At 63.7% G+C, this 16,370-nt stretch carries 16 protein-coding genes; 8 read left to right on the top strand and 8 right to left on the bottom strand.

The annotated features are described in order from the left end of the window. Positions 1-49: 49 nt before the first annotated feature. The gene (gene mgtA, locus AC3WJU_RS10560) at positions 50-2,728 is read left to right on the top strand and encodes a magnesium-translocating P-type ATPase (RefSeq protein WP_492259823.1); all 2,679 of its coding nucleotides are present in this window, start codon (positions 50-52) and stop codon (positions 2,726-2,728) included. On the opposite strand, the gene AC3WJU_RS10555 is transcribed toward mgtA, so the two are convergent. Next, positions 2,715-3,890, bottom strand: coding sequence for an acetate/propionate family kinase (locus AC3WJU_RS10555; protein WP_441437550.1), 1,176 nt, complete (start codon positions 3,888-3,890; stop codon positions 2,715-2,717). The genes mgtA and AC3WJU_RS10555 overlap by 14 nt on opposite strands. A 176-nt stretch (positions 3,891-4,066) precedes the next feature. On the opposite strand from AC3WJU_RS10555, the gene AC3WJU_RS10550 reads away from it, so the two are divergent. Further along, positions 4,067-4,924 carry a universal stress protein gene (locus tag AC3WJU_RS10550; RefSeq protein WP_492259822.1) on the top strand — a complete coding sequence of 286 codons (858 nt, stop codon included), beginning with the start codon at positions 4,067-4,069 and terminating at the stop codon, positions 4,922-4,924. A 60-nt stretch (positions 4,925-4,984) separates the two neighbouring features. Here AC3WJU_RS10550 and AC3WJU_RS10545 read toward each other — a convergent pair whose 3' ends face one another. From AC3WJU_RS10545 to AC3WJU_RS10530, 4 genes are all read right to left on the bottom strand, one after another. After that, complete coding sequence (locus AC3WJU_RS10545) at positions 4,985-6,886, bottom strand: heavy metal translocating P-type ATPase (RefSeq protein WP_492259821.1); 1,902 nt, start codon at positions 6,884-6,886, stop codon at positions 4,985-4,987. Positions 6,887-6,940: 54 nt separating this feature from the next. Further along, positions 6,941-8,008, bottom strand: a complete 1,068-nt coding sequence (locus AC3WJU_RS10540; protein WP_059389005.1) for a zinc-dependent alcohol dehydrogenase family protein — start codon at positions 8,006-8,008, stop codon at positions 6,941-6,943. A gap of 54 nt (positions 8,009-8,062) precedes the next feature. Further along, on the bottom strand, positions 8,063-8,527 hold the full coding sequence (locus AC3WJU_RS10535; protein WP_307053709.1) for a pyridoxamine 5'-phosphate oxidase family protein: 465 nt from the start codon (positions 8,525-8,527) through the stop codon (positions 8,063-8,065). Between the two features lie 64 nt (positions 8,528-8,591). Next, the gene (locus tag AC3WJU_RS10530) at positions 8,592-9,062 is read right to left on the bottom strand and encodes a pyridoxamine 5'-phosphate oxidase family protein (RefSeq protein ID WP_059389003.1); all 471 of its coding nucleotides are present in this window, start codon (positions 9,060-9,062) and stop codon (positions 8,592-8,594) included. Positions 9,063-9,230: 168 nt separating this feature from the next. Between AC3WJU_RS10530 and AC3WJU_RS10525 the strand changes: the two genes are divergently transcribed. Further along, entirely contained in the window at positions 9,231-10,946 is a 1,716-nt protein-coding gene (locus AC3WJU_RS10525; RefSeq protein ID WP_492259820.1) for a GAF domain-containing sensor histidine kinase, read from the top strand. Between the two features lie 20 nt (positions 10,947-10,966). Here the strand turns inward: AC3WJU_RS10525 and AC3WJU_RS10520 are convergent, their stop codons facing one another. Next, positions 10,967-11,665: a response regulator gene (locus tag AC3WJU_RS10520; protein WP_307053711.1), complete on the bottom strand. Its 699-nt coding sequence runs from the start codon at positions 11,663-11,665 to the stop codon at positions 10,967-10,969. A gap of 192 nt (positions 11,666-11,857) precedes the next feature. Between AC3WJU_RS10520 and AC3WJU_RS10515 the strand changes: the two genes are divergently transcribed. The 5 genes from AC3WJU_RS10515 (at position 11,858) to AC3WJU_RS10495 (ending at position 15,142) form a co-directional block, all read left to right on the top strand. Next, entirely contained in the window at positions 11,858-12,016 is a 159-nt protein-coding gene (locus AC3WJU_RS10515; protein ID WP_492259819.1) for a universal stress protein, read from the top strand. Between the two features lie 29 nt (positions 12,017-12,045). After that, the gene (locus AC3WJU_RS10510) at positions 12,046-12,408 is read left to right on the top strand and encodes an SPW repeat domain-containing protein (protein ID WP_492259818.1); all 363 of its coding nucleotides are present in this window, start codon (positions 12,046-12,048) and stop codon (positions 12,406-12,408) included. A gap of 70 nt (positions 12,409-12,478) precedes the next feature. Further along, complete coding sequence (locus AC3WJU_RS10505; protein WP_059389006.1) at positions 12,479-13,864, top strand: MBL fold metallo-hydrolase RNA specificity domain-containing protein; 1,386 nt, start codon at positions 12,479-12,481, stop codon at positions 13,862-13,864. 37 nt (positions 13,865-13,901) lie between these two features. Next, positions 13,902-14,225, top strand: a complete 324-nt coding sequence (locus tag AC3WJU_RS10500) for a DUF3040 domain-containing protein (RefSeq protein WP_284989206.1) — start codon at positions 13,902-13,904, stop codon at positions 14,223-14,225. A gap of 53 nt (positions 14,226-14,278) precedes the next feature. Then, complete coding sequence (locus AC3WJU_RS10495; RefSeq protein WP_284989205.1) at positions 14,279-15,142, top strand: universal stress protein; 864 nt, start codon at positions 14,279-14,281, stop codon at positions 15,140-15,142. 132 nt (positions 15,143-15,274) lie between these two features. Here AC3WJU_RS10495 and AC3WJU_RS10490 read toward each other — a convergent pair whose 3' ends face one another. Together AC3WJU_RS10490 and AC3WJU_RS10485 are read right to left on the bottom strand one after the other, a co-directional pair. After that, complete coding sequence (locus AC3WJU_RS10490; RefSeq protein ID WP_492259817.1) at positions 15,275-15,718, bottom strand: pyridoxamine 5'-phosphate oxidase family protein; 444 nt, start codon at positions 15,716-15,718, stop codon at positions 15,275-15,277. Positions 15,719-15,845: 127 nt separating this feature from the next. Beyond that, positions 15,846-16,289 (bottom strand): universal stress protein, encoded by a 444-nt coding sequence (locus tag AC3WJU_RS10485; RefSeq protein WP_492259816.1) that lies wholly within the window; start codon positions 16,287-16,289, stop codon positions 15,846-15,848. Positions 16,290-16,370: the final 81 nt, after the last annotated feature.

Raw genomic sequence — 16,370 nt, 5'->3', positions numbered from 1 at the left:
CTTATCCCAAGGGCGACTCCCTCAGGCAACGCATTCGAACGGATACGGCATGTCAGATCTCAACGTCAAGGAGCGGCACCGCATGCAGCTGCCGATCAACGAGGCCGCATGCCTTCCTCCGGACCAAGTGCTCGAACATCTGGGTTCCAGCCCAGCCGGCCTGACAAACAAAGAAGCCGCGGAACGCCTCGCACAACTCGGCCCGAACGCCGTCCGGACGCACCGGGCCAACGGTTGGGCGGTATTGGGCCGGCAGTTCGCCAGCCCCATCCTCATCCTGCTGATCATTACGGCAGGGCTTTCCCTCTTCCTGGGCGATGCCACGAATTCGATCGTGATCGGCGTGATCCTCCTGGTCAGCGTGGGTTTGGGCTTCACCAATGAATTCCGCGCCGAACGGGCCTCCGAAGCCTTGCATTCCCGGGTAACCCACCGCGCCGTCGTGCTGCGCGACGGAACCACGCAGGAGGTGGACGTCACCGCTCTGGTGCCGGGCGACGTCGTACACCTGAGCCTGGGCGCCATCATCCCCGCCGACATCCGCCTCCTGAGCACCAAGAACCTCCTCTGCGACGAAAGCATCCTGACGGGGGAGTCCCTGCCGGCCGGCAAAGATCACGCCCCCGTGGCACCCGGATCGTCCCTGGGGGACCTCGCATCCTGCGTCTTCATGGGAACCGTCATCCAGTCCGGCGGCTGCACGGGCGTCGTCGTAGCCACGGGCGGCCGCGCCGAATTCGGCCGTATCGCGCTGGGCCTGGGAGAACGGCAACCCCAGACCGAGTTCCAGCTCGGGCTGAAGAGGTTCTCGTTCCTGCTTTTGCAGGTGGCTATCGGGCTCACCACGCTGATCTTCATCGCGAACCTGCTCCTGCAGCGCCCGCTGATCGAGTCTCTGCTGTTCTCCCTGGCAATCGCCGTCGGCATCACTCCGCAGCTGCTGCCCGCCGTCGTGAGCACCAGCCTCGCTACCGGCACCCGCCAGCTGGCCCGGCGGAAGGTCCTGGTCAAACGGCTGGTTTGCATCGAGGACCTGGGCGACATGGACATCCTGGTTACCGATAAGACGGGCACCCTCACCGAGGGGCGCATCAGCTTCATCGGCGCGCTGCCCTCCTCCCCGGACGTCTCCGACGCCGAACTCCTCACCTTGGGTCTGCTGGCCACCGAAACCGACTACTCCGAGGCCAAGCAATCCACGGCCGGGCAGAATCCGCTGGATGCCGCATTGTGGGAAAGCTCGGGTGCGGCACCGTTTGATCCCACCCGCTTTGAGCGCCTCGACCTGATCGACTTCGACCACCAGCGCCGCCGGACCAGCGTTCTGGTGCGGGAAGCCGGCGGCCCCGCACGCCTGGTCACCAAGGGTGCCCCCGAGGACGTGCTCGCCCTCTGCGGGCCGACGTCGCCCAACGTGCAGGCCATGCTGGACGAACAGTTCGACGCCGGATCGCGCGTCGTCGCGGTGGCTACCCGTCCAGCCACGGGGATGAGTAACATCACGCCTGCTGACGAAAGGGACCTCGTCCTGGCAGGCTTCCTCGTCTTCCTCGACCGGCCCAAGGCAAACGCGGGAGCGTCCCTGGAACAATTGGCCACGCTGGGTATCTCCGTCAAGATCGCCACCGGGGACAACGCCAAAGTCGCCGAAAAAGTATGCTCCGAACTCGGCGTGATTTCGGGCGGAACCCTGACCGGCGCCGACGTGGACGTATTGTCAGACACCGAGCTGGCCGCGGCCGCCCGGGAAGCCACCATCTTTGCCCGCGTCTCGCCCGAGCAGAAGGCGCGGATCATCACCCTGCTGCGCCAAAGCGGCGGAGCGGTGGGCTTCATGGGCGACGGTGTGAATGACGCCCTGGCCCTTCACAAAGCCGACATCGGGATCTCCGTGGACAGCGCCACCGACGTCGCCAAGGACGCCGCCGACATAGTGCTTTTGGAAAAGGACCTGGGAGTCCTGGCCGAGGGCGTGAGGGAGGGCCGGAGGATCTTCGCGAACACCATTAAATACGTGCTGATGGGTACGTCCAGCAACTTCGGAAACATGTTCAGCGCCGCCACGGCGTCGGTGGTACTGAGCTTCCTCCCCATGCTGCCGGGGCAGATCCTGCTCAACAACCTGCTCTACGACAGCGGCCAATTGGCCATCCCGGGCGACCGCGTGGACAAGGAACAGCTGTTGGCACCATCGCATTGGAACATCGCGTTCATACGGCGCTTCATGTTCCTCTTCGGGCCGATCAGTTCACTCTTCGACTTTGCGACCTTCGCGCTCATGCTGTTCGTCTTTAACGCGGTCCCGGGGGAGTTCCGGGCAGGCTGGTTCATCGAATCCATCGCCACGCAGACCCTCATCATTTTCGCCATCCGGACCCGGCGGGTCCCGTTCCTGCGAAGCCGCCCTTCGGCTGGTCTGTTGACTGCATCCTTGGGAGTGGTGGCCGCGGGGATCTTCCTGCCGTTGTCACCACTGGCGGGCCTGCTGGGCTTCGATCCATTGCCGGTGCCGTTCTTCCTGTCGCTACTGGGAATGATCGTCGTCTACATGGTCCTGGTGGAAGTCGCCAAGCAATGGTTCTTCGCCCGGGCCGCGCAGCAGCTGCCGGAGCTTCCGACGCCGGTGCGCCGTCGGCCGGATACCCACCACATCTCGCGCCGCGCCGCCCGCTTCAGCGCTCCCGTTGCCGGGATTGCGCCAGGGCGTCCATCAGTCACTCTTCGTTGAGGCATCGAATCGCCGATTCGTCCGAAAGCACGACGGCGGCCGTCGCCTCGGCGATGGCGCGTTCCTCGTCGCTCGGGACCACCAGGACCGGAAAAGCCGATGCGTCCGTGCTGATGACGCGGACGCCGGTCTCGGCGGAGCGGTTCCTGGCTTCGTCGACAAAGAGGCCGAGGGGCCCTAGCCGCGACACAACCTGGGACCTGAACCGGCTGGAATGTTCGCCAATGCCCCCGGTAAGGATCAGGGCAGCAGCCCCGCCGACCACCATGTTGTAAGCGGCGATGTACTTGGCCAGCCGGTAGGCGGCCATGTCCGAAGCGAGGATCGCACGGGTGTCACCCTGCCGTGCGGCGTCCTGGATTGCGCGCATGTCAGCCGATCCGGCCAGGCCCAGAAGGCCCGCCCGATGGTTGAGGAGCTCGTCGATTTCATCCGGTCCGAGGCCGCGGCGCTGCAGTAAGGTGACAATGGACGGATCCAGATCGCCGGAACGGGTGCCCATGACCAACCCCTCCAGGGGGGTCATGCCCATGGACGTGTCGACGCTGCGGCCCTCCCGTACGGCGGTAACCGAGGCGCCATTGCCAAGGTGCGCCACCACCGCATTCAAGGCGCCCGGCGGGACACCGAGGTACGTCCCCGTATGGCGGCAAGCCATCTCGACGGAGATCCCGTGGAAACCGTAACGCTTGATCCCGTATTTCGTATGCAGCTCGTCCGGAACGGCGTAGCGGGAGGCATGGTCGGGAATCGTGCGGTGGAAGGCCGTGTCGAATACGGCCACCTGGGGCGTGCGCGGCCAACGGGCGGCCGCGGCACGCATGCACGTCGCGCTGGCCGCGTTGTGGAGCGGCGCAAACTCGACAAGTTCCTGGATGTCATCCATGACGGTCTGGGTAACACGGACCGGAGAACTGAAGCGATCCCCGCCGTGGACCACCCTGTGTCCGATGGCGTCAGGGCGTTCCCCGCCCGTAATGTCCCGAATGGCGGCATCGACCACGTCGAACACGTTTCCAAGGAAGACTGGATCCAGCGTGCCCTCTTGCGGGCTGTTGATGGCCCGTTCCAGCAGGATACCGGGACTCGGGTCAGATGGTCCGAGGCGCCGTAGCTGGTACTTCAAGGATGAGGAACCTGGATTCAATACGAGGATCAGCACTCTGACGTCCTTTCAGGAAGACCACGCGGCACCCGACCATGGAACGCGATACCCCTCGAGGAACATAACCCGGAAATTGCGCTCGCGGGGAGGGTCTTACGGCCCTTGCAGGTCAACGACGCAGCCGACGAAACTGGGGGGAGATTGCTGCTGGTTCCGGGAAGGCACGTGGGCTCGTGAAGACAAAGATCCTCGTTGGTGTCGATGGGTCCGTGGTCGGTAGTGCTGCCGCGGACTGGGCTGCCGAACGGGCCCGTGATCTTGGTCTTCAGCTCAACCTGGTCCATGCCGTTCCTGAGCCATGGGCGTTCCCGGAGAAGGCCCTCCACGATGGGGCGACTGCAGAAGCAAAGGACCTGCTGAAAGGCGAGTCAGCGCGGGTCGCCGCACGGTTTCCCTCCCTGGAGGTAGTGACGACACTGAGTTCCGGAGAGCCCGCCGAAACCATGCGCAAGCTTTCTGCGGATGCGGAAATGGTCGTCGTGGGAACCGATAGACGCCCCGGCAACCACGGCGAAGGATTCGGTTCGGTCAGCTTTCAGATCGCGGTCATCAGCCATTGCGCCGTCGCGATTGTGCCAGCCCCCTCAACGCGCGAGTCATCCGGCGTAGTAGTTGGTGTCGATGGTTCCCGGGACTCCGAACTCGCCGTCGAGTGTGCAGCTGACGAGGCGCAGCGAATGGGGCAGGAACTCGTGATCGTCCATGCCGGTAGCGGCCGCGCTCCTGCACCGTCCGGGAGATCAGTGCGCGGGACCGGGCCTGCAGAACCTGGACTCGATGGGCACGCGCTGTTGTCCAAATCGGTCCACGGCCTGGAGGGGCGGCACCCGGGTTTGGCCATACTCAAGATCCTGGACTTTGAGCGTGCGCCGGCCGAAGCGCTCCTGGACGCCAGTACCCGTGCACGGCTGCTGGTCATGGGCTGCAAAGGAAGAGGCGGTGCCCGCGTGCTCGTCGGCTCTGTGGCTCAGCATGTGCTGCTCAACGTCCAGTGCCCGACGCTGATAACCCGCCCGGTTGAGCAAACATAGCCGCCGGGCGGAAGCAACCGGCCTTGGTTGCTCCACCCTGTCGGGCGGGCGGCCGGCAGCCTAGGGCCGAAAGTCGCGGTCCAATTTCCGGAGCCGGTCAAGGGGGACACGCCCTGGCGAATCGACCCCCGGTTTTCGGCTGTGCCCCAAGGCCCGGAGGGCATTCAAGATGGTCGCGAGATCTACCAACTCCTGCAGGAGAGCCCCGGCAACCGCCGGGACGAAGCCGTATGCTGCCGCGGCCATCAACCCCACGCTAAGGAAAATGCCTGTCCAGATGCTGGTGCGAGCGATGTGGATGGTGTGCCGGCCGATGTCAACGGCAGCGGCCACCTTGGATAGGTCATCGAGCATGATGACGACGTCGGCCGATTCGCTGGCCGCGGTTGCTCCCCGGGCACCCATTGCTACACCGACGTCGGACGCGGCGAGGACAGGTGCGTCGTTGACTCCATCACCGACCATCAGGACCGGTCGGTCGTTCAATTCGGCGACGGCGGCCACCTTGTCGGCAGGCAGGCAATCGGCCAGGACCCGGGTTATCCCGGCTTCGGCCGCAATATGTGAGGCAGTGGAACGGGTGTCGCCAGTCAGGAGCATGGTTTCCCGCACCCCGAGGCGTCGCAGCTGGGCCAGGGTGGCCACCGCGTTTTCCCGCAAAGGGTCGCTCATGATCAGCGTTCCAGCGAAGTGCCCGTCCACGCCGACGGCGATCCCAAGTTGTCCGCTGGCCACGTCTGCCTTCTCGAAGCCGCTTGTGGCTGGGCCGACGAAGGCAGCTTTGCCCACCTTTACAGTCTGGCTTCCGCAGACTGCCGTGACCCCCTGGGTCGCGTGCTCGTTGGCGCTGGTGACGGGCAACAGATGGAGGCCGCGGGTCCGTGCTGCATCAATCACGGAGGCTGCCAGCACATGCGAGGACGACTGTTCAGCGGACGCTGCGAGTTGCAGTATCCGATCGGCTGACATGCCTGGCGCGGCGGTCGCGGAAACCTGTATGGCGTGCAGCGCGGGGCGGCCGTGCGTCAGTGTCCCGGTCTTGTCGAAGACCGCCGTCCTGACGCGGGCGAGCTGTTCGAGTGTGCCGGCATTCTTGATGATGATTCCCGAGTGGGCTGCCCGGCTGGTGCCGGCAAGGAACGCCACAGGTGCTGCGATCAACAAGGGACACGGTGTCGCAACGACGAGCACCTGGGCAAACCGTTCCGGATCGTGACTGAAGTACCATGCGATTCCTGCCAGCAGGAAGGCGAATACCGTGAAGGGAACGGCGTATCGGTCCGCAAGCCTGACGGTGGGGGCGCGGCTCGCCGCGGCTTCTTGGACCAGGGCCACGATCCGGCTGTACTGGGAGTCTGCAGCGGTGGCACTTGCAACAACGCGAACGGCTTCGTCGCCGTTAACCGATCCACTCATGACGGGGTCGCCCTTGCCGTGCTCGACCGGCAGGCTTTCGCCAGTCAAGGAGGATTCATCGAAAGTCCCGGCAGGGGAGAGCAAGAGACCGTCCACTGGGACGATTTCGGAGGGTTTGACCAACAGTGTGTCTCCGGAACGGATGCTCCCCACGGGAACCTCTTCCACCGGGTTGCCCGGGGTCTCGCGGTGCGCGGTCCGCGGAGCCCGCTCAAGGAGGGCTTTCAGTTCGTGCGTAGCCCTTCCGTGGGCAAATTCCTCCAGGGCGTCTCCTCCCGTGAGCATGAGGACGATGATGAGGGAGGCAAGGTATTCTCCGACCACGAGGGTGCTGGCGATGGCCGTCACCGCCAACAGGTCGATGCCCCACCGTCCCCGGAAGAGATCCCTGATCATGGACACGGCGCGGTACGCGGCCACGGTTAGCGCATAGATAGTCGCTGTTGCCTGTGCCGCTGGCATTTGACCGAGGCCCCACAGTGCCCCGACGCACACTCCTACGAGGAGTGTGGCCGCGACGAGCGGAAAGCGCAGAATTGTGGCCATGGGAGCCGCCGCTCTTGGGTGCCGATTCGGGGAAGGAGCTTCAGCAACGGTTGCCTAGTGGTGGGATTCCCGGCTGAGGATGACCTTCAGGGCGTGTGTTTCAGCCGCCCTTGAGAAAGTGTCGTAAGCATCGATGATCTGTCCCAGGGTGAAGTGGTGCGTCGCGAATTTCTCGGCGGGGATCTTGTGCTGGGCCACCAGGCGGAGGAGCATCGGCGTCGTGTTGGTGTTGACGAGGCCCATGCTGATGTTGATGTTGCGGATCCAGAGGTCCTGGAGGCGCAGTTCAACGGACTTTCCGTGCACGCCGATGTTGGCCACATTCCCGCCGGGGCGCACGAGCCGCAAGGCCATATCGAAGGTGTCCGGGATCCCGACTGCTTCGATGGCGACATCCACTCCTGCGCCGTCGGTGAAGGACATGACGTCGCTGATCCAAGCAGGACCGGAGGGGTTCACGACCCCTGTTGCGCCGAACTCCCGGGCCCGGAGAAGGCGCCCTTCGTCCGGGTCTATGGCGATGATTGTGGCGGCGCCGTGGAGGCCTGATGTGGCTATCGCGGCGAGGCCGATGGGGCCCGCTCCGACGACGGCGACGACGTCGCCTGGCTTGATGCGACCGGCTTGGACTCCGATTTCGAACGCCGTGGGCAGGATGTCCGAGAGCATGACGGCTTGGTCATCGGTGACCCCGTGGGGCAGTTTGTAGAGCGAGTTGTCCGCGTAGGGGACACGCACGTACTCGGCTTGGGTGCCGTCAATGAGATGGCCAAAGATCCAACCGGTTCCTGCTTGGCCCTCCTCCCCGGAGCAGTGCGAGTAGAGGCCCTTCTTGCAGTTGCCGCAATGTCCGCAGGACTTGATGCAGGAAATGAGGACGCGGTCTCCGGTCCTGAGCCCGGTGACGGACGAACCCACTTCGGTGACCGTTCCGACGCCCTCATGCCCAAGGACCCGTCCCTCCTGGACCGCCGGAACGTCGCCTTTGAGGATATGAAGGTCCGTCCCGCAGATTGTGGTGGTATCGATGCGGACGACGGCGTCGGTGGGGTTGACGATGTGGGGATCAGGGACGTCCGTCCAGGACTTTTGTCCGGGTCCGCCATAGACGAGTGCTTTCATGATGCTCCATCAAGCTAGGGCAAGACGTACCGTCGGCGACGCCGGCAGCAAAAGTCAGTGGAACAGCTCGGAGCGCGCATCCCACAGGGGAGTGTTCCAGATATCGGGCCGGGTGGCCTTGAACCGTCGACCAGTGAGGGCATCCAAGGTCAAACGCAGATAGTGGCTCTTGCTGCCCGGCTGCCAGGGATCCAGGTGGAGGGCATCGGCTGCCGCCTTTTCACGCGGGTCGACGATGAAGTGCGCCTGCCCTCTGGCGACGACGCTCCAGGCCTTCCCGGTGCCCGCATCGAAACCATCGATTTCGAGCGCGCAGGGATGGCGCATCGTGTTCCAGAATTTCGTGCCGGTGCCTGTGCGGAAGACGATTGATCCGTGGTCCACGACGTAGTTCACGGGGAAAATGTCCGGATGGTCCTCGACAATGACGGCTAGCCTGCCAACGGCTGCTTGGCCAAGCAATTCAAAGCATTCGTCTGGACTCAGACTTTCGATTTCATCCGTCGATTGAGGGTTCATGACCATGACGCTACCGGCGGCTGTCCGCCGTCGTTAGGGGCTTTAGGCCCGCCGGGCGACGCCGTCATTCGAGTCCGGCGCGCGTTGCGTCATCCAGGGGACTCCACCACGTCAGGGGAGGGGTGACGGTGAAGCGGCGTCCGGTAATCGACGTCGGAACGATGCGGACGAAGTGGTCTTTGCGGCCCGCTTGCCAAGGGAAAAGGAGCAGCCCGACCGTATCGAGCACCTCCTGGGTCAGCTTGATGGCAACAGCGTGACCTTTCACGACCACGCTCCACGCCACCCCGGTGTCCGGGTTGACGCCGTCGGCCTCCAGCGCAACCGGTGTTTCGCCCAGGGCCGAGTGGAGCTTGGTCCCTTCTGCGGTCCGGAAAACGAGGGTGCCATGGTCAACCTTGTAGTTGATCGGGAAGATGTCTGGATGGTCTAGTACCCACACTGCGAGGCGTCCCACCGAGACGCCGCGCATGAGCTCCCAGCATTGCTGAGGTTGCAGGACCTCCGGTTCCGGGGTTGATGGTTTGTTCGTCATGACGGAGAGGCTACGCCCGGGAGTGAGCTGGAAACAGGGCACAAAGACCCGCGCCTCAAGGGCGTCTGGGCGAACGCGAGACTCGGGGAGTAGTCTGGCATCGGATACGCCAGCTGCCACGACACGGGTACCTGCCCCGTGTGGGCTGCACCGCTCGAAAGGCAGTAAATGAACGGCTCTCTTCCAGATCCTGTGCGGCCTGATCGCCTTCATGTCACGGGAACCCGGATCGAAGACCTGCTGAGGGACTTTTTGGCCAGGGCCGGAGAACTCCTGGATGCCCAGGAGCAGATGCGGGGGCTTCTGGAAGCGGTGGTGGCCGTCGCCGAAGACTTGAGCCTGGAAGCCGTTCTGGACCGGGTGGTCAAGTCCGCGTGCCGGCTACTGCATGCCCGCTACGGCGCGTTGGGAGTCATCGGCGAAAACAAGTCTTTGAGCCACTTCGTCACAGTCGGGATCGACGAGGACCTTGCACGCCGCATCGGCCCGCTGCCCACCGGGCACGGGGTCCTCGGCCTGCTGATCAGCGAACCCGCGCCCCTCCGTCTTCATGATTTGCACCAGCATCCGAAGTCATACGGATTCCCTGCAAACCATCCACCCATGAAGTCTTTCCTTGGTGTCCCGGTGCGGGTCCGGGACGTCGTCTTCGGCAATCTGTACCTGACGGAAAAAGAGGGGGGTGGCGATTTCACTCCCGAAGACGAGGATCTTGCCGTCGCATTGGCTGCTGCTGCCGGCGTGGCCATCGAGAACGCCCGCCTCTATGAGGACGCCCGCCGCCGCGCGTCCTGGCTCGAAGCATGCATGGATGTGACCGGCCGGATGCTCGGCGACGACCGGACCTCGGAGCCGGAAAATGTCGGGCTTGACCAGATAGCCGACAGGGCGCTCCGGGAATCCGGTTCCCAGCTGGCCCTGATTCTCGTTCCAGATGGAGGGGTGGATTCGTACTGCGTCGCGGGTGCCGCGGGAACGGAGAGCGCACATTTCGCCGGAAATATCCTGCCCATGGATTCCGCCGTCATCAGGTCGGTCGCCGCCACCGGGATGCCCGCCAGCATGGACGAGGCCGGAGACATCCTTGGACTGGCTGACGGCTTGTCCAAGGGAAAACTCCTGGCGATAGATCTCAGTGCACAGGGCGCCCATCATGGACTTCTGTTTCTGGTTCGGGCCCCTGGAACGGGGCCGTTCGCTAAGACGGATGTGGAGATGGGGGCCGTGTTCGGCTCACACGTGGCCTTGGGCCTGGAGCTTGACCGGATTCACCGGCTCCGTGAACAACTGGTGGTCTTCTCGGATCGGGACCGCATTGCCCGGGACCTGCACGACCTCGTCATCCAGCGCCTTTTCGCCGCGGGACTCAGCATCCAAAGCCTGCGGCGGTTCACTACAGGCGAACCTGCCTTGACCCGGATCAATGCGGTCACGGCTGAACTGGATGAGACCATCAGGGACCTCCGCAACACCATCTACTCGTTGCGCTCTTCCGGCGAGCAGGAGTTGCTGAGCAGCCGGATACTGCAGACTGTCCGCACTGCCACCAGGTCCCTGCCCTTCGCCCCCCACCTCACGCTCACGGGGGCGGTCGATTCAGTGCTCGACGACGGAACAGTCACCAACGCGCTGGCGGTCATCTCCGAAGGCCTCAGCAATGCGGTCCGTCACTCCGAGGCCGAGGCAATCAGCGTCTCAGTGTCCGTGGAAGACGGCATGCTGACCTTGATCATCGAAGACGACGGCAGGGGCTTCAGGGATGCCGTCCCCGGAAATGGCCTGGTGAACATGGAACAGCGGGCCTCGGAGTTGCGTGGTTCGTTTGAGGTGACCAGCGCCCCAACGAAGGGGACTACCTTGGTGTGGTCGGTTCCGGCCCACTGAGTTTCCCGTCTGCTGGTCCGTCAACGGACGGTTCCGGTGTCCGTTTCCGGTCCGTGGGCAATATAGACGGCTGCCTGGGTGCGACGTTCGAATCCCAGCTTTGCCAGCATCGAGGACACGTAGTTCTTCACCGTTTTCTCGGCGAGCTGCATGAGTTCCCCGATCTGCCGGTTTGTCAGGCCCTGTCCGACCAGATCGAGGACCCGCCTCTCCTGGGGTGTCAATGAGGCGACCCTGGGATCCACACGCCGGGGCTCGGTGAGTCCCTGGATGATCTTCGCCTTCACTGACGCATCAAACAACGACTCACCGCGCGCGGCCTGGCGGAGCGCACCTATCAGGTCGGTACCGCCGATTTCCTTGAGGACGTACCCGGCCGCACCGGCAAGGACGGCTCCCCGCAGGGCTTGTTCGTCGTCGTAGCTGGTCAGTATCAAGCAATTCAGGGTGGGGTCCACGGAGCGCACCTCCCGGCACACTTCGATGCCCGTGCCGTCGGGCAAGCGGGCGTCTAGCACTGACACGTCGGGGCGCAAAGCGGGAATCCGCCGTGCGGCTTCCTCCGCGGAACCGGACATGCCCACCACCACAAAGCCTTCGCTTTCGAGCAGCTCCTGCAGTCCCCGGCGGACAAGCTCATGGTCGTCCAGGACATAGACACGGATAGGCGGCGCGCCAAGGACCCGGGCGTCGCTTTGGGGTGATACTGGGCGTTCCATGATCCTCCTGTCGGGCAGCCCGTGGCCGCGGTCCCGCCGGTCCGGCATGTTTCCCGGCTATGTCATTGTTCACTGCCCGCCAACGGCAAACAAGGGCCGAAGGACCCAAGCCGGGGCCATGACTTTCGGCCCTGTTTGGCAGCTGATTTTCTGCCCATTCTTAGAGAAACCGCGGGAACGGAAAGGAACACCATGGCCAGGCAAACCGGGCAGGACAAGATCATGCTGCTTGGTTCTGTCAGCGCGGCCTGTGTCGTCCATGCCCATTGTCCAGTTCTCGTCGTGCACGAACCCGAAGCGGCCAAGCACCCCGAACCCCGTCCCGGCGACACCGGGGCGGCCATCAAATAGCCCAAACCGATCAAAGGAGCACGATCTAGATGAAGAAGTGGACCCGTTGGCAGGACTGGACGGTCATCGCCGCCGGCGCCTATGCCGCACTCTCGGTGCTGTGGACAAGTCAAGGTGGATCGTCCACGGCCTTCATGGTCATCCTCGGCGTCCTGCTGGTCGCCGCCGGGGTCACCAACCTGGCCATGCCAGGGATGCCGGCTGCCGAATGGGCGCAAGCCGCATTCGCCGTCGTCCTCCTCCTTGCGCCATGGCTTGGAGGCTTCACCTCCATGACAGGGGCCGCCTGGAGTGCATGGATTCCGGGCGCGGTCGCCCTGGTTGTCACGGCCTTTGCAATCAAGCCCAGCACCGAGGAATACCGTCACCACCACGTGATGCCGGCCCCGTAGCCGTGCAATTCCGGAACGGGCATCCGGCCACCGCCGGATGCCCGGCACTGCAAATTTCGAGGAGACCAGCATGAACAGCAATCACCCGGCCCGCCTGCGGTTTTTTGGCGCGACCGACACTGTTACTGGTTCCCGCTATCTCCTCGAATCCCGGGACACGCGGATCCTGGTCGATTGCGGTCTTTTCCAAGGCTACAAACGTATCCGCGACCGAAACAGGATCCCGTTTCCCGTCGCCCCTGGTTCCATCGACGCGGTGCTGCTCACCCACGCGCACCTGGACCACACCGGATACGTTCCGGCACTGGTGCGCGATGGCTTCACCGGGCCGGTCTACGCCACCCACGGGACCAGTGAACTATGCAAACTGCTGCTGCCGGACAGTGGCCACCTCCAAGAAGAGGAAGCCCGCTACGCTGATCATCGGGGTTCCTCGGTGCATGTTCCCGCGCTTCCGGTCTACACCGCGGCCGATGCGGTCAGGTCCTTGAACTCATTCGAGCCGCGGGATTTTGATGCTCCGCTTGAAGTGGGAGATGGCATCGAGGCCACCTTCCTCCCAGCCGGACACATCCTCGGCGCCGCCCAGATCCACATAAATGTCGACGGGCATTCCATACACTTCTCGGGAGACTTGGGCCGTGCCGACGATCCCCTCATGTTCCCTCCCCGGGAATTGGAGGCCGCGGACATTCTTGTCACTGAATCGACGTACGGCAACCGACGCCACCCGGATCAGGACGCGGCCGCTGAGCTTGGCGCGGTGGTGTCCCGCGTCGCCAAACGCGGGGGAGTTGTCATGATCGCCGCGTTCGCCGTCGGCCGCGCGGAAACCCTCATGCTCCACCTCTCCCGGCTCCGCCGCAAGCACCTCATTCCGGACATTCCGATCTATCTGAACAGCCCCATGGCCATCGACGCGTCCTATATGTACCGGCAACACCCGGACGAACACCGCCTCCTCGTGGACGAGTTCGAAGACATGTACAAGCTGGCCACCATGTCACGTACCGCAGACGATTCCAAGCTTCTCAACCTGAGGGGAGGGCCAATGGTCATCATCTCCGCCAGTGGCATGCTCACCGGGGGAAGGATCCTCCACCACCTTGAGGCTTATGGCCCGGATCCGAAAAACGCCATCATCCTCAGCGGCTACCAGGCCGGAGGAACACGCGGTGCCGACCTGGCGGCCGGAGCAAAGGAACTCAGGATTTACGGCCAGGACGTCCCCATTCAGGCCGAGGTCGTACAAATTGAAGGATTCTCCGCGCATGCCGACGCCGACGAAATCATTCGTTGGATGCACACCGCGGATGAAGCCCCGCACATGACTTACATCACTCACGGCGAACCCGAGGCCTCCGATGCCCTGCGCCGCCGCATCAAGCGGGAGCTGGGCTGGAACGCCAGGGTCCCTGAATACCTCGAAGCAGTCCCGCTCGACAAACCGCTCTAGCAGCAATGGTTTCCACCCACGCCGGCATAGGAGGCCGATGATGGCTCTCTCCGAGCACGAAAAGAAGACACTGGAACAGATCGCCCAGGAACTGGAACGCGATGACCCGAAATTCGCGGCAAAGATGAGATCGACGCCCGGGCGTCCCAAGTCCCGACACACAGCCTTCGGCATCTTCGCCGCCGTCGTCGGATGCCTTGTGCTCCTGACCGGGGTCGCGGCCCGCACCCCGGCCCTCGGAATCATTGGATTCACCATCATGGGCGCAGGGGCGTACCTGGCAACGAGGCGCTTCGGCTCCCCGCAGATACGGTGGCGTCCGAGCTCTTCCCAGTCCATGGGACCCGCAGAGCTGGGGTAGTTGAGGTGGAAGCCCAACGGTCGAAGACATCATCGAGGAAGAGCGGACATGCCATGAAAGAGCCAATAGTCGTCGGCATCAACGACACCGGGGCCAATGACGCCGCGGTGACTTGGGCAATGCACCGGGCCGCGGCTTTGAAGCTGCCCGTGCAACTCGTGCATGCGGTGGATGACCGCTGGATGGCCGAATCCTTTGCCTACAACGAGATGGCCAACAAGGTCGCGACAGAGCTTCTGATCAAGGCCAAAGCCCATGCAGCCGGGGTGGAACCGAAAGTTGAAGTTCGAACGGTATTGATTTCGGGCACCGCAGGGTACGCCCTTCGCAAAAGGTCCAAGAAGGCTTCCCTGGTGGTCATCGGTTCCGGGACCCATGTCAGGCCCGGAGGTCGGCTGACCGACCGCGCCCTGCAGATCGCCTCCGTGGCCGTTTGCCCCGTGGCCGTCGTCGGAGAAGAGACGGTGCACAACCGCCACGGAGTCATCGTCGGAGTGGACGGTTCGGAGGAATCAACACAGGCGGTAGCATTCGCCGCCGCGGAGGCAGACCGTGAAGGACAGGAACTGACCGTCATGCACGCCTACCCGATACCCGGCGCCTGGTTGCAAAGGGGGTTGCCTGAGGGCAGCTTCGGCGAGCAATTCATGGAAGAAGAACGGCTGGTCCTCGCCGAGACAGTCGCCGGCCTGGCGGAAAAGTACCCCGACCTCGTCGTCCACAGGGTCCTGGCCACCGATCCACCGGCCCAGGCCCTCGCTGAAGCCGCATCGACGGCGAAGCTGCTGGTCCTTGGCAGCCGCGGCGGAGGCGGAATCAAGCGTCTCCTGCTGGGCTCGACCGCCCACGCAGTCCTTGCCCAGCTGGCGTGCCCCACCATCATTACCCGCATACGCCGGGTCAAGAAGAGCAAATAGCGGGCGGGGTTCCTTCCCGGGGAAAAGGCGGGCGAGGCCATCACGGGAATCGACAGCACAGCCGTCGAACCCGACTCGGGCAGGCCCGGCACTCTGGAGAGCACCGTTGACGCCTGGCGCCAGGACCCGGATTCAGGCTAGGTGTACGTGGCGGCCAGTCACCACCGCGGCGTGGATCCGGATGAAGTCATTCCTTGCTCCGCCTGCCCAGGGCTCTACCATGGCCTGTCCCCAAAGATAGGTCAACAGCTCCGGTTCCTGCACATGCGAGGAAGGTCCACTGACCAGGACCGACCACCCTTCGCTTCGCTCGGGCTGCGCCTCATCAATCTCGAACGATGAACTCAAGCGAGGAACGGCGTCCCCGATGGTCCCGGCAGCGGACGTACGGAAGTAGATCGCCCGGTCATGGACGAGGTAGCTGACGGGCAGGATCATCACCCTGTTCTTGTAGTTGAAGCCGAAGCGGCCTGTGTCCTGTGAGCACAACAGCTCCCAGCAACGCTCCTCGCTAAGCTCCTCCGTGACGTGCCGGACATCGTCAGAGGGGCTGGGATCCATGTTGGGAAAGGACATTTGTTTCTCCTGGGGGCCGATTTTGCTTCTGCAAGTCACGGCATTTGAGCGGCTGGATCGGCGAGAAGGCGACTCAGAGACCACAAGGGCGCCATCAGGCGTCTCCTCTCTCCGCCGTCGGTGTCGTTCACTTCTTTTCCGGAGCATGGACAACAAGGACCGGGCAGTGGGCGTGGGCAACGCAGGCTGAACTGACCGATCCGAGCAGCAGCCCGCCAAATCCTCCGTGGCCACGCCTGCCGAGAACGATCATGTCAGCTTCCCGGCTAGCTTCAATGAGGGATTCCCGTGCCTGACCGCGGACAACGCGCGAGACGACGTTGTCCGGCAGTCCCGGACCGAACGCTTTCTCCAAGGATTCCTTGAGGACCTGTCCGGCGCCTTCCTCGAAGTCATCGATGCCCATGGCCACATAGCCGCCATAGACCTGAGGGAACTCCCAGTAGGCAACGGCCTCGATTTGCGCTCCCAATGGCACCGCAAGGCTCTGGGCCTGCCTCAGTGCCTCTATGGAGGCTTCCGATCCATCAACACCAACAACTATCCTTGCAGTGGATGCTTCCCGGCCCATGACTTTCCTCCCGCGATAGGGGTGATTTCGTTCCCCGCTAGCGTGACCCGTTGCGATTCCGGATGATAGGGCCGAAAGTCA

This window comes from Arthrobacter sp. FW306-1B-F12A, assembly GCF_058781865.1.
The sequence above is the reverse complement of the archived record's forward strand: the minus strand, read 5'-3'. Positions and strand labels throughout refer to the sequence as shown.

Excerpts from the sequence above, each read along its gene's own strand:
- mgtA (WP_492259823.1), top strand. The coding sequence starts at position 50 with ATGTCAGATCTCAACGTCAAGGAGCGGCACCGCATGCAGCTGCCGATC.
- AC3WJU_RS10545 (WP_492259821.1), bottom strand. The coding sequence starts at position 6,886 with ATGGCCACAATTCTGCGCTTTCCGCTCGTCGCGGCCACACTCCTCGTA.
- AC3WJU_RS10540 (WP_059389005.1), bottom strand. The coding sequence starts at position 8,008 with ATGAAAGCACTCGTCTATGGCGGACCCGGACAAAAGTCCTGGACGGAC.
- AC3WJU_RS10535 (WP_307053709.1), bottom strand. The coding sequence starts at position 8,527 with ATGAACCCTCAATCGACGGATGAAATCGAAAGTCTGAGTCCAGACGAA.
- AC3WJU_RS10530 (WP_059389003.1), bottom strand. The coding sequence starts at position 9,062 with ATGACGAACAAACCATCAACCCCGGAACCGGAGGTCCTGCAACCTCAG.
- AC3WJU_RS10525 (WP_492259820.1), top strand. The coding sequence starts at position 9,231 with ATGAACGGCTCTCTTCCAGATCCTGTGCGGCCTGATCGCCTTCATGTC.
- AC3WJU_RS10520 (WP_307053711.1), bottom strand. The coding sequence starts at position 11,665 with ATGGAACGCCCAGTATCACCCCAAAGCGACGCCCGGGTCCTTGGCGCG.
- AC3WJU_RS10515 (WP_492259819.1), top strand. The coding sequence starts at position 11,858 with ATGGCCAGGCAAACCGGGCAGGACAAGATCATGCTGCTTGGTTCTGTC.
- AC3WJU_RS10510 (WP_492259818.1), top strand. The coding sequence starts at position 12,046 with ATGAAGAAGTGGACCCGTTGGCAGGACTGGACGGTCATCGCCGCCGGC.
- AC3WJU_RS10505 (WP_059389006.1), top strand. The coding sequence starts at position 12,479 with ATGAACAGCAATCACCCGGCCCGCCTGCGGTTTTTTGGCGCGACCGAC.
- AC3WJU_RS10500 (WP_284989206.1), top strand. The coding sequence starts at position 13,902 with ATGATGGCTCTCTCCGAGCACGAAAAGAAGACACTGGAACAGATCGCC.
- AC3WJU_RS10495 (WP_284989205.1), top strand. The coding sequence starts at position 14,279 with ATGAAAGAGCCAATAGTCGTCGGCATCAACGACACCGGGGCCAATGAC.
- AC3WJU_RS10490 (WP_492259817.1), bottom strand. The coding sequence starts at position 15,718 with ATGTCCTTTCCCAACATGGATCCCAGCCCCTCTGACGATGTCCGGCAC.
- AC3WJU_RS10485 (WP_492259816.1), bottom strand. The coding sequence starts at position 16,289 with ATGGGCCGGGAAGCATCCACTGCAAGGATAGTTGTTGGTGTTGATGGA.